Raw genomic sequence first — 13,399 nt, forward strand, 5'->3', positions numbered from 1 at the left:
CCATATCGATAACGGCACATTACAGCTTATTCAGACCGATCGGTGTGTTTCTTTATTGAAAATGTGCTATAATATATCTGTTCCTCTAATTTTGACAGGATGTGATTGTTTTGAAAAAAGGAAAAGTATTCGGCATCATTCTGCTGATCCTGCTTCTGCTTGCCGGCGGCGTCTTCGCGGCTTATAAGCTGATGGACCCGCACAATGGCACCATCCGCAGCGCCGAACCGTCGCGGCCGGTTGAAGATGTGCTGACCTTCGAACAGGCCAGAGAGGATTTGGACCGGATGGTCCAGCTCATCGCGGAGAAGCACTACGCAACGATTGACGGTCTGCCGTCCGCGCTGCAAAGCCAGTATGACCGGGAGATCGGCGAGCTGCAAAGTATGCAGGCCATCACGGTGCTGGACGTCTGGGGCGCTGCGGACCGGATTGCCAACAAGCTGAACGACGCGCATACCGTGCTGGGGTACAGCTACGGTTCGGATGAAAATATGAAATATGCCGATATGGACCTCACGGTGGCGGACGACGGCAGCGCTCAAATCGAGATCGAGGGTATCAGCTACCCGGTCACCGCCGTCAACGGCGTCCCGATTGAAACGCTGTTCAACAAAGCGTCCGGGATGCTTTCCTATGAAAATAAGTACCGGCTTGCGGAACAGTTCGAAACGCATCTGCATCTGCCGGAATTCCTGGCCGTTCTGGGCGCCGATTATAAAAAGGACAGGATCACGGTTGCGTACAAAAATACCGGCGGACAGGTACAGGATGCCGTTTTTCTCTGCAAATCCTCTGCCGACCCGGTTGAAGTGCGCGAACCCATCCGTTACACCATAGACGAGCAAACAAATACCGCCCTGCTGACCATCGATTCCTGCCAATATGATGAGTATTACAGATCGACCCTGCGGGAGTTTTTTACGCAGGTCAAGGAAAAGAAGATTGCCCATGTCATCCTGGACCTTCGTGAAAACGGCGGCGGAAATTCCCAATGCGCCAACGAATTTCTTCGGTATTTGGACATTGATTCCTACAAGGATTATGGTTCCAGAACGCGCTACAGCTTTCTGCATTTCAGCACGGACCCCGGCATCACCGCCAACAAGCGGGCGGCGGAGCTTACGTTTCAGGGCAAGCTGTACCTGCTGACCTCCCGCAAAACCTTCAGTTCGGCTGTCATGTTCGCCGCGCTGCTGTATGACAACCAGCTTGCCACCGTCATCGGCGAACCGGCCGGGAATGCGCCGTCCTGTTATGGGGATGTCCTCACCTACCAGCTTCCGAACTCCAAATTGACCTTCAGCACCACCTACAAGTATTTCATCCGTCCGGATGCGCAGAATACCGCCGATACCATCCTGCCGGGCTATGTCACCTCCAGTGAAGAGGCGCTGGACAAGGCATATGAATTGATCGGAGACTAATATGGCGCGGCAAATACGGATAGAACCGTCACGCAGGCAGTCCTGAAGAAGTTATCAATATAAAAAAATGTGCAAAATCATTCATTGTATTTCTGCACCCGTCGGACGGGTGCTTTTTTTCTGCTCAAAACCGCCGCATCTGCAGATACGGCGGTTTATCTTGTAAAACAACTTGTCACAAAAAGATCGAAGGCACATAGAATAGACCATGAAACTTGACAAGCGCCTCCTCCATAGGCAAACCTTTTCTGTATAAAGTTACATAGAATTCATCCATCCCAATCAACAAACAGAAGCAAATCTCATTCCCCAGCTGGATGCTGAATTCTATGTTACAACGAAAGAAAAGAGGTAAGATATCAATGGACGCTATGGTATTGGCCACACAAAAATGGCTGAATCACACGTATGGAGGAGACATCCGCTACAACCCTGTAGAGGAAAACGGAAAGACCGGCTGGCCGACCATCTACGCGCTGACAAGGGCGCTGCAGATCGAGCTGGGAATTCTCTCAACGGCAGACAATTTCGGCCCAACCTCCCGGGAATTATACGGCAAAAACCCGCTTCGCAGGGTGGACGGACTGCACAGCAACAAGTTCGCCATCCTGCAGGGCGCGCTGTGGTGCAAGGGATATGATCCGGGGCACTACGCTTCCGAAAACCCGTATGGATATGTATCGGACGTATTCGATGAAAGCGTCGAATACGCCGTCAAGCTGTTAAAGATGGACGCCGGCCTGAACGACTTTACCGGCACGGTGACCACCAACCTGATGGCCGCACTGCTCTCAATGGATCAGTTTCGGCTGCTTTCCGACTATGGAGGCGACTCAAACATCCGCGTATTCCAGCAGGAGATGAACCGCAAATATGAGGACTATATCGGACTCATGCCGTGCGACGGCATCTACGGCCGAAACACCAACATCGCGCTGATTTATGCCCTGCAGGCAGAGGAAGGGCTTCCAACGGATGTTGCAAACGACAATTTTGGACCTTCTACCCAAACGCACTGTCCGACAATCCCCTATAATGGAGATGAAGTCGATTATGACGGTAAATCATACGGTTATTCTCAGATTCTGCAGTTTACAAAGATTCTGAAATTCGGGCTTTATGTGAATGGTTTTGGAAACGGCGTTTTCACCGGTACACTGATGAGTGATGTTGTCACCGCGTTCCAGAACCATCATGCGCTTCCGGCCACCGGCATTGCCGATCTGGACACCTGGATGTCGGTCATGATCAGCTGCGGCAACCCTGAGCGGAAGGGTACGGCCTGTGACACGCGTTTTGAGATCACCAATGAGGCGCTCTCCACTCTGAAGGCAAACAACTACCAGTATGTCGGCCGTTATCTCACCGGCGGCGACTTTAAGGTAATCCGTCCCGGTGAACTGCAGCGCATCTTTGCCGGCGGACTGAGCGTCTTCCCCATTTACCAGACCTACGGCATGGACGCCGACTATTTTACAGGCAGCCAGGGCGTTGCCGATGCGTTGATGGCGGAAGAAGCCGCAAAGAACTACGGCGTCCCGTCCGGAACAACCATCTATTTTGCAGCGGACTTCGACGCGCTGGACTATGACATCACCTATAATATCCTGCCGTATTTTGAATCCGTCTGTGCAACCCTGCAGTCCTATCGGGTCGGCATTTATGGTACAAGAAATGTCTGTTCCCGGGTGTCGAATGCATGCAATATTACCACCAGCTTCGTGTCCGATATGTCCACCGGTTATTCCGGAAACCTCGGTTTCCCGATGCCTGACAACTGGGCGTTTGACCAGATCGACAACCTGTATCTCTATCATGAGGACAATAGTCTGGAGATAGACAACGATATTTGCTCCGGCAGGGATCATGGCTTCAATACGGTGGAATTTAATAAGGGATATAAGCCTGCGCCATCTGTGGAGGATTTGCCATCAAATGGAAATGTTTTGATTAATGAAAGTGATTTTGAAATTCCTGTATATGAAAAAACCATTCCTAGCCAAAATCACACAGGTGGAATTACAGCCGGAGGAGAGAAAGTTGGATTAATACTCCCACATGATATTTATAGTCGAGAGAATGAAAAAAGCAACTTTACTTTCTATTCAGTTTTGTTTTATGACAAGAATAGCAATTCAGTAAAGAAGGGATATATAGAAACAGCAGTCGGCACAGGAGTTATGCATCCATGGAAAGACCAGCAAATGCTATTTTATATCTCAACTGGCATAGACGATGGAACAAGATCTACAGAGCGTATTGAAGGAAAAACATGTTCTATATTCAGCACGAGATGTGAGTTGGATCGTCTCAATACCAACGGTGTGAAAATTGCTACAATTCCAGCCGCAACACGTTTGGGAACTGATGGGGCCCCAAGTTGTGGAAAAGGAAATCCTAATTTTATGTATGTTGAATATCTCTATGACGAAAAATTAGGAAAATGGGTTGGAGCTGGAGGACGTGAATATCTTTCCACTGGCGGTTATGTGGATCATCCCGCATGGATTGATATAGGTTATCAACATGGTGCGTCACCCACTGAACGAGCTATTCTATAACCAAGCACAAAATGAAAAGGGTCAGATTAATCTGACCCTTTTCCAGTTTAAAATGGAGCATACTCTTCTTGCCCATCATATTTATTAACTCTTACAAATTTGTCTTCGTTCATTCCATACAAATACCCGTTGATCACATCTAAAGTATCACCGCACTTAAGACGAAATGAGATGTTTTCTCCTGTTTCTTGGTCTATATTATAGATAACATCTTCACCTACCCTGCAATAAATGGATTGATCATCATAATTGCACAACTTAACATTACCCGCTTTATTATAATCAATTGTATATATATTTTTTTGATTTTTCCCATTCAGATCAACTCTCCAAATTGCATTCTCAGCCAGATAAAAAATATATTGATCCGTTATCAAATACTGCGGTGCCTTCATAGCGCCCACAACCAGTTTCCGATCATTTGTAAACCGATCAATTTGATATAGTTCCAGCATGTTTGGATTGCCTGTATATGCGCTGGTTTCATAAAAAATCCCTCTTGAGGATGGATAGTTCCAATAATATCCGCTTATCTGTTTTAAATCCAACTGGTCAGCATCCTTGCTGACATTGGCCGAATAATGATACTGTTGGACATCATTTTGGACAATAACATTGCACATTAAATACAGGGTATCCTCTAAACATTTGACACTGTAAAGAATTTGTTCATCTAAACCCGTTGAGATAGAGGTAGGATTTTTTCCATCTTTTTGAATCCTGTACAATTGTTTTCCTTCAATGAAATACAGGTAGGGTCCATGCAGAGCGATAGACCATAGATAAGACCCTTTATCCGATAATTCATAGAGGATATCTGTTTCTCCTCCCTGTAACGGCATTTTACAGATCGCATCGAAAGTACAGTAATAGAGATATTCCCCATCGGTTGCAGTCCTTTCATTGTAAGGATTATAATATGGGTCCACGATATCTGGTATGTCAAAAGAAACGGATTCCGTGGAGCTTTTGTTGTCCTCTAAATTCTGCGAGACAGACGCTTCATCTCCTGTACATCCGGTCATGGTCAGCATACTTAACAGCAGCAGGCAGGATATTGCTTTTTTCATGGTCATCATGCTCCTTTCTATTTATTTCCTGTATTATACTGTATATATTAGCATGAATATGTAAACAGTATATTTCCAAAAGGATGTTCCTGTATATTTTTCATTTATTTTCACCTTGCAGTATTTCTTATCAAAAAAAGAGCACTGATCTTCAGATCAGTGCTCTTTTTTACATATTTTTGTCAATATCAGCTGCGACGCTCTTCTTTCATGCGCTTGCGGTAATCCTTGGTCAGCTTGATCACCACGCCGCTCAGGCCAATCAGTGCAACCAGGTTGGGGATCGCCATCATGCCGTTCAGCGTATCCGCAATATTCCATACCAGATCCAATTTCATTGTGGAACCCACAACGATAAAGAAGATAAAGATGACACGGTAGATGAACAGTACAACCTGATTATCCTTGCTCAGATAGCCGAGACTGCGCTCCCCATAATAGGACCAGCCCAAAATGGTGGACAGCGCGAAGAAGATGATGGCTATGGTGACAATCATGCCGCCGAAACTTCCGAGATGCTGTGTAAATGCCGCCGTGGTCAGCGCGGCGCCGTCCTTGCCGCCGTCCCAAAGGCCGGAAGTCAGAATGACCAGCGCTGTAAAGGTACAGGTGACGATGGTATCGATAAACACCTCGAAAACGCCCCACATGCCCTGTTTGACCGGCTCCCTGGTGTTGGAGGCCGCATGTGCGATCGGCGCGGAGCCAAGACCGGCTTCATTCGAAAAGACGCCGCGCGCAATGCCGTACCGCATGGCGTTCATAATCACGTAACCGCCGACACCGCCTGCGAGTGCCGAAAAGTCAAACGCACCTTCAAAGATCATGCCGAATGCGCTGGGAATATTGCCGATGTTGGTGACGAGCACAATGATACATCCGATCAGATAGAAAATCGCCATAAACGGCACAATGGCAGAGGTCACCTTTCCGATTCTCTTGATGCCGCCGATGATGACCAGGCCTGCGATCACCGCGATCACCACGCCGGTGATATAGGGGGGAATCTGGAAGTTGGACTGCACGGCATCCGCAATGGTGTTCGACTGGGTCATGTTGCCGATACCGAACGAAGCAAGCGTGCACAGAACAGCAAAGATGCAGGCCAGCCATTTCATATGCAGGCCTTTTTCTATGTAATACATCGGACCGCCGATATGCTGGCCCTTCTCATTGGTTTCGCGGAATTTGATGGAAAGCACCACCTCAGCGTACTTGGTCATCATGCCGAAGAATGCGCTGATCCACATCCAGAAGATCGCACCCGGTCCGCCCATGACGATGGCGGTTGCGATACCCGCGATATTTCCGACGCCGATGGTTCCCGCAAGCGCGGTGGAAACCGCCTGGAACGGTGTCAGGTTTTGATCGGACTTGTCTTTTTTCTTTCGTGAGAAAAGCGTTCCAATGGTATTTTTCATAACCGTTCCAAATTTGCTGATCTGGAAGAAGCCCGTGCGGAAGGTCAGATAGACGCCTGTGCCTACCAGCAGCACCAGCATAAACGGACCCCAGATAAAATCATTGAGCACACCGTTCGCCTTTGTTATCATCTCCACAATTTGATTCACGACTTGATTCATGTTCCCTAAATCCTTTCATCTCTTATTGACTGATAGATATACACCGTTTTGCACATGATGTGCAGCCTTTATCAATTATAATAAATTCCTCCAAAAAAAGCAATAAAAAAACACAAAAACGCGCATATTTCTTCTATATAATTCACAAAAAAATGGATAAATCTCGTCCATCCCTTCATACTATGCGGGACAAACGAGATTTATCCATTTTTTCATATCAGAACGACGATCGTCCGTCAGCTGATGTAATCCTCAATCAGGCGGTTGAGCTCCTGGATATCCTTGGCCGCCACGCCCTTCTGGAGGGAATCCTGGTCGTACTGCGGCAGGTTGGAGGTATAGACATTGAATACAATTTCCGGTTTCTGCTGGTTGGATTTGAACACGGCGAGCCGGCCATCGTAATCCTTCAAAACATATTCCACACCGGAAATTTCATTGATATTCTGGCTGTCTGCATGATTTGCGAAATTTAGTCCTATAATGAATGTAACAGAGAGCAGCATGACGGCAAGCAGCACTCCGCAAATCGTAAATTTCATGGTATTGCTTCTCATGTAAAATTCCCCCGTTTTTCAAGGTATAGATAACGTAGGTGGAATATATCCCCTCTTACCTTATATTGCCCCAATCTGTCAGGAGATATACTGTGCTCCCAACGTGAAAATAAATTATATTTAAAAAAAAGCCAATACTTTTGGTACAAACTGTGCTATAATATAATGAATCTTGAAAAGGAGGCGAATTTTTAGTGCGGAAAAAGACAACCTACAGGGATTCCGATTATTCCGACTACGGCGGATTTTCGGGTGGGTCTGACGGTGGCTTTGACGACATCAATTATGGCGGTCCGGATGGTGGTTCCGGCGGCCCCGAGGAGGATCCGCTCCCTGTGAAACCTGCTAAAAAAAGCACTGCTAAGAAAGTTTTCTCCAACATCGGTAAAGGGATTCTGGTCTGTTTTCTGATCGGTATCATCACCGGCTGTATTGTCATATCGGTCTGTTCCATTTATTTGGTCAACTTTATTAAATCAGACGAGCAAATCGATTTGGGAAAGCTCAAGCTTAACTATACAACCATTCTTTACGTAAATAACGCTGAAACCGGGGAACCGCAGGAATACAAGCGGCTCTACAGCTCTGAAAACCGCATTTGGGTGGATATTGACAAAATACCGGAAATCACGCAGAAAGCGGTTATCGCGGCTGAGGATGAGCGCTTTGAACAGCATCACGGCGTCGACTGGAAACGGACGCTCGCCGCCTCTGTGAACCTGATCTTCCCGATCTATGAAACCCAGCAGGGCGGTTCAACCATTACACAGCAGCTGATCAAGAACATCACCGGAGACGACGCAACGAGGCCTGACCGAAAGATCCGGGAGATCTTCCGTGCGCTGGATCTGGAAAAACGCTATTCCAAAGACCAGATCATGGAAGCCTATCTCAACACGATCTTTTTCGCCAACCAGACAAACGGCATTCAGGCCGCGGCAAACCTGTATTTCAATAAAGATGCAAGCGATCTGACGGCCGCGGAAAGCGCCGCTATCATCGCCATCACGCAGGCGCCTACGTACTACAATCCGTTTGAGAATCCGGAGAATAACCGGGAACGTCAGGAATACATTCTGGATAAAATGCATGAGCTGAACTTTTTAGACGATCAGGAGTACAAGGATGCACTTGCCGAAGAAATGGTCTTCAACAAAAAAGGGGCGCAGCAACAGCTGAGCACCACACAAAACTACTTTGTTGACCATGTCATCAACGAGGTCATCAATGACCTTGAAGAAGAGCTTGGCTACAGTGAAAGCTATGCGACCAACCAGGTGTACGGCGGCGGACTGAAGATTTATATGACGATGGACACCCGCGTTCAGGGCATTTTGGAAGAATGCTTTATGGATGAAGATACCTTCCCCGAAATGCGCAACGATGTCCAGCCGCAGGCGGCCATGGCTATCTGTGATCCGAACGGCAAGCTGGTTGCGATTGTCGGCGGCCGGGGTGAGAAGGAAGGCGCAAGGGTGCTGAACCGCGCATCCCAGTCGGTCAGACAGCCCGGATCGGCCATCAAGCCGATTGCAATCTATGACCTTGCCATTGAAAAGAATCTGATCCATTATTCTTCCTTATTGGATGACAATCCGATCATGATGAACGGCCAGCCTTGGCCGGTCAACTACTATGGTAAATACTATGGGCCGATCACCGCTCAGCGCGCACTTGAAATCTCAAACAATACCATCCCCGTCAAACTGGCTCAGCAGCTTGATCCCAGTGTTTGCTTCGACTTCCTGCATGACAAACTCAACATCAAGTCGCTGATTGACAACAAAGTTATAGACGGCTCCGCCTATACCGACAAAACCCTTTCGGGTATGGCATTGGGCGGACTGACTGAAGGACTGACCGTTCTGGAGCTGACAACCGCCTATCAGATATTCTTAAACGGCGGCAACTTCACACCGAGCTATTCCTACACCAAGGTGCTCAACAACGACGGCGACACCCTTTTGGAACCGAACACCGAGCCAACCCGCGTACTGTCCGAAGACACCGCAACGATTATGAACAAATTGCTGCAGAGGGTCACAAATGGCCCGGAAGGAACCGGAGGATACGCGAGCAGACTCAATATGCCGACCGCCGGCAAGACCGGTTCCACCACCGACGACAAAGACCTTTGGTTTGTCGGATTGACGCCTTATTATGTCGGCGCTGTCTGGCTTGGCTATGATAATCCAGAACAAATCTATTATAACACATATCCTACACCAATCATCTGGTACAACGTCATGTCCAGGATTCTGGAGGGGTATGAATACAAGAATTTTGAAGAATTCGGTTCAGTCGCTGTCCGGCAGTATTGTCAGGAAAGCGGCCAGCTGGCTACAGAAAGCTGTCCGGATGTACGAACCGGATATTACCGCTACAGTTATATGCCCGATGAAGAATGTAAAATACATTCCGGAAAGGGTTCTCAAAGCACAAGCGAGTCCAGCAGTTCGGGAACCACCAGCAATTTGGACCCGTCCAGACCGGAACCTCCGGAACCTTCAGATAGCACATCCAGCGAGGAATCTTCATCCTCTGAGACCAGTTCCGACACCTCATCGGATGAAACTTCTTCTTCGGAAAGCTCATCACAGCAGCCCAAGCCGCCAAACGAACATTGATCTGCGGATAATACGACAATTTCATATAAAAAAGCCAGCGTCCTGCCAGACGCTGGCTTTTTATTATGGCTTTAGCGTAACAAAACCACCGGCTATGCCGGTGAGAATGAAAAGCTTTAGTTTTCTAGGATAGAGCGAAGAGAATGACAACAATCATCTCAATCATAGTGAAAAGCTATAGAGATATAACAGCTTTAGCAGTTGCAGTGCGTGTGATGCAAATGACGGTGACTCAGTGCCTCTGAAGAAGCCAGCCGGTATGATGCCCTTCTAGGGCTGGTACATACCACTAGTTCAACTGGTAGTTTTGATTGTAGCTTTAGTGAGAATGAATCCGGCTGTGCCGGTGGAGACACCCTGTCAGCCAAAGCTTCCGGCATGGAGTGAAGCAAATGACAATCACAATGGTTCGCTGGAGTATGAACGGATATCATACATCACTGTTTTAGCAGCCGTGTATGATGAAACAGGCATATTTTCAATATCTTTTAAGAGGTTCGCCGATTTCATATCCCTGTTTAACTTTTAAATTTCAAAAATCACCAGTAAAACCGGCAGTTTTGTTGGTGTAGAAATTCAAACTTTCTGATAGAGGTTATGTCCCGTTACACATTTCGAGTACCATCAACAGCTTGAACGCGCTGTTGCAGCTGGAAATTTTACGAAATCAACTTCTATTGTGCCGCATTGCCATATAAAAACAGCAGCTTTATAAGCTGCTGTTTTTATATGGCATATGCGTATTAAACCAAGCATTTTCCGCCTAATTTTTGTTTACAAGGAATAATCAAAAGAAATGCCATATCGCTTTTTATCCTCTTCTGCGTTTGCGCAGAAGCAAAATTGCAGCTATTACAGCGCACAACGCAAAAATTCCCGCCGCAATCCAAAGGACCCAGATGATAATGGTATTCCTGAGGTTTATCTGGTCAACCGTATCCCTCGCGGCTATGGGAAGCACCTTGCCGTCCGCAAGATTCGCCCGGGTGACCAGCGTGAAATCCGTCTCCTTATCCAAACGGATATCTGTCACAGCGCTGGCAAAGGCATTTTGTGTCTCGACGCTGCCGGATGCTTCCACAACCTCCGAGGCGGGCAGCGTCACTCGCAGGGACGCTTTGCTTGCCTTCATCCCCTGCTGGAAAAACTCCTTCAATACTTTGGGAAATCCTTCTATGTCCGCTGTCTGAAGAAGCCGGTCGGCGTTCAGTTTGGCCTGCATCGCAAAGCCCTGCTCAAATGTTCCATCGGTATGCGTCATGCTGACGCTGGTAAACGGAGTCAGCTTTTCATCGGTCAGCATCGCTTTCAGCTGCTCGAAGGCTTCGGGATAGCTCTGTGTGCCGCGTATCATCTCCATATGGATGACAGCTGTCTTCTTTTTGCTGTCCAAATCTGCCTGTGTCTCATATCCAAGCGTATCCCGGTAATAGTCGACCAGGCTCTGCAGGCTGGCGCGGACAGCGTCGGCGGTCGTGACGTCGGTATCTTCCAGATCCGCTTCCATGTCAATCTTTATGTAGGCGTTGTATGCTTCATCGATACCACAGTCAATCTGCGTCTTCATGCAGCCGGTAAACAGCAGACAGAGCATACCGGCCAATAACATCAATCGGTATTTTTTCATCCTGTTCTCCATTCATCGTTCATCAATCAAAGGTGTAGGTCATCGGATCGGATGCCTGCATCGTCCCATCCGGCAGAATCGCCGTCACGACAAAGGTCCGTGTCCCGTTTGCAAGATTGTCATCCATGCTGGAAACATACATGCCGCTCTGGCTTGAGACACATCCGACATACGCGACGGCACTCGTGCCCGGCAGGACAGTTCTGACAGGGTGCAGCGTGTTGCTGTAATCATCCTCCTGATAGGTGACCAGCGTGTAGGTCGCATCGTCTCCGTAGGCCTTGTTCCAGGTCAGCTCATAATACACGAAGGTGGTATATCCGCTCTCCAGGTCATAGCTTGCCGAACGTCTCTGTATATCGATCTGAATATCCTGCCACTTTGGGAATTGAGGCGGTTCGTCATCCACAAAGCTGTAAAAGTAATCGCTCAGGCCATCCACATCCGACGCCATGGGAATCATGAGATTCTCCTGCACCCGGCTGTTTCGCTTTATGTACTGTTCGGGTGAAGCGCCGTTGAGCTGGTCGCGCACATCGGGATGGTTCCCAACATCGCGGGAATTGGGCGATCCCATCAGCGTCACATAGTCCTCCGCCGCGATTTCCACCAGATACCAATGGTGATTGTCTACATAATACTGGGAATCCGATGTATTGAACTGCACTTTGTCAGGATCCAAACCGCGCAGCTTTGCATACTTCGTTGCCTGAAACTCCTCATCGGTAAAAGCAGCCGGGAACATGTGGTAAAAGGTGAAGTGATGCCCGTATTCGTGGCTCAGGTTGCTTGCCATCGATTTGACCGTGGTGCATCTGTCCCCATCGTACAGCGATATGACGCCCGCTGTGCGGTTCACTTCGACATGAAAATCCTTTGGCAAGGCCGGAAAGTCCAGAGCGTACCGATGGGTCTGATAGGTATTCTGATGCGTCGCAGCGGCGAATTCATCCCGCTGGGGATAAACGATGACCTGGGACAGGGTCATGAACTCTTCGCCGTGCCTGTTCTGCAGCAGCTCATGGTACAGCGCTTCCAGATTCTTTTCATCCCAGGCTTCCGCCTTGCTGATAAAGGCGATGCCTTCCGGCGACCGGTATGTATAGAGCGTATCCTCATCCTGCGCCGCGGTATGATCCCGTTCAAACGCGTCGACCGCCGCTTGATTGACAAACGGTTTATCCCAGGGTTCCCCCACAAAAGCATCCACCGCTTCGATATCTGCAAGCAGCTTTTCTGTCTGCCGCTGCAAAACAGACGGCAGCACGCAGGCACCGGCCAGCGCGAGAACCGCGCAGATTGCTGAAATCAAAGCGGCTGTCAGTATCCGTTTATTATTCTTTCTGCTCAAAAGCGTTCTTCTCCTTTCGGACTTTCTGAAGCCTGCTGAAAAATATGGCTCCGGAAAAACGCCGGCGTCCCGGCATTCCTGATCATGGATTTTATCCATTGAGCGTAAATTTGTCCATATACAGTATTATATACGAAAACATCAGGTCTTTCAATGGATTCGTTCAAACTTTTTTCACAGTCATAAACAATATTGATATAATCATGTTGCATATTGTCGAAAGAAAACAGTCCAACGGCACTTTATTGGAAAACAGCTCCTCCGCACCTGTTCTTAACCGGGGTGAAATTCTGTTTTTTTATACCTTAACAAGCGGTTTTAAAGTCATGCCGTTTCCGAGACAACTGTACTTGATGAGTCTCCATTCATCAGGACGCAAAATTGAAATTTCCAGCAAAACCTTTAAGAATACCCCTTTGGGCTGTAAAGACATGACCGCCGTCCGGTAAACAAAATCTGACCGCCGGTGAGATACCGCGAAGCACAGACACTGTCCAAAATCTTTTGGATACAGCATACATGCCGCGCGCAATACTTCTTTTTGACAAGCAGAAAGTCTGGCGCAGGCCGGGCTCCTCCTATGCCTGCCTGAAAAC

The 13,399-nt window shown here is 48.0% G+C and carries 8 protein-coding genes; 3 read left to right on the top strand and 5 right to left on the bottom strand.

The window, feature by feature from the left end; all coding sequences use genetic code 11:
• Positions 1-110: 110 nt before the first annotated feature.
• Positions 111-1,427, top strand: coding sequence for a S41 family peptidase (locus tag BN348_RS07595; protein ID WP_040197239.1), 1,317 nt, complete (start codon positions 111-113; stop codon positions 1,425-1,427).
• A gap of 329 nt (positions 1,428-1,756) precedes the next feature.
• Positions 1,757-3,988, top strand: a complete 2,232-nt coding sequence (locus tag BN348_RS07600) for a glycoside hydrolase domain-containing protein (protein ID WP_197068306.1) — start codon at positions 1,757-1,759, stop codon at positions 3,986-3,988.
• 47 nt (positions 3,989-4,035) lie between these two features.
• On the opposite strand, the gene BN348_RS07605 is transcribed toward BN348_RS07600, so the two are convergent.
• From BN348_RS07605 to BN348_RS07615, 3 genes are all read right to left on the bottom strand, one after another.
• On the bottom strand, positions 4,036-5,058 hold the full coding sequence (locus tag BN348_RS07605; protein WP_156136452.1) for a hypothetical protein: 1,023 nt from the start codon (positions 5,056-5,058) through the stop codon (positions 4,036-4,038).
• A gap of 188 nt (positions 5,059-5,246) precedes the next feature.
• Complete coding sequence (locus BN348_RS07610; protein WP_197068307.1) at positions 5,247-6,641, bottom strand: alanine/glycine:cation symporter family protein; 1,395 nt, start codon at positions 6,639-6,641, stop codon at positions 5,247-5,249.
• Positions 6,642-6,877: 236 nt separating this feature from the next.
• Positions 6,878-7,183, bottom strand: a complete 306-nt coding sequence (locus BN348_RS07615) for a BofC C-terminal domain-containing protein (protein ID WP_197068308.1) — start codon at positions 7,181-7,183, stop codon at positions 6,878-6,880.
• A 209-nt stretch (positions 7,184-7,392) separates the two neighbouring features.
• On the opposite strand from BN348_RS07615, the gene BN348_RS07620 reads away from it, so the two are divergent.
• Entirely contained in the window at positions 7,393-9,825 is a 2,433-nt protein-coding gene (locus BN348_RS07620) for a transglycosylase domain-containing protein (RefSeq protein WP_052446801.1), read from the top strand.
• A gap of 811 nt (positions 9,826-10,636) precedes the next feature.
• Here the strand turns inward: BN348_RS07620 and BN348_RS07625 are convergent.
• Both BN348_RS07625 and BN348_RS07630 read right to left on the bottom strand, forming a co-directional pair.
• Positions 10,637-11,452: a hypothetical protein gene (locus tag BN348_RS07625; protein ID WP_156136453.1), complete on the bottom strand. Its 816-nt coding sequence runs from the start codon at positions 11,450-11,452 to the stop codon at positions 10,637-10,639.
• Positions 11,453-11,474: 22 nt separating this feature from the next.
• Positions 11,475-12,803 (bottom strand): hypothetical protein, encoded by a 1,329-nt coding sequence (locus BN348_RS07630; RefSeq protein WP_040197243.1) that lies wholly within the window; start codon positions 12,801-12,803, stop codon positions 11,475-11,477.
• Positions 12,804-13,399: the final 596 nt, after the last annotated feature.

It is taken from the genome of Candidatus Soleaferrea massiliensis AP7, assembly GCF_000820765.1.
In the GTDB taxonomy this organism is placed as follows: Bacteria; Bacillota; Clostridia; order Oscillospirales; family Ruminococcaceae; genus Soleaferrea; species Soleaferrea massiliensis.

Excerpts from the sequence above, each read along its gene's own strand:
- BN348_RS07625 (WP_156136453.1), bottom strand. The coding sequence starts at position 11,452 with ATGAAAAAATACCGATTGATGTTATTGGCCGGTATGCTCTGTCTGCTG.
- BN348_RS07600 (WP_197068306.1), top strand. The coding sequence starts at position 1,757 with ATGTTACAACGAAAGAAAAGAGGTAAGATATCAATGGACGCTATGGTA.
- BN348_RS07615 (WP_197068308.1), bottom strand. The coding sequence starts at position 7,183 with ATGAAATTTACGATTTGCGGAGTGCTGCTTGCCGTCATGCTGCTCTCT.
- BN348_RS07605 (WP_156136452.1), bottom strand. The coding sequence starts at position 5,058 with ATGAAAAAAGCAATATCCTGCCTGCTGCTGTTAAGTATGCTGACCATG.
- BN348_RS07610 (WP_197068307.1), bottom strand. The coding sequence starts at position 6,641 with ATGAATCAAGTCGTGAATCAAATTGTGGAGATGATAACAAAGGCGAAC.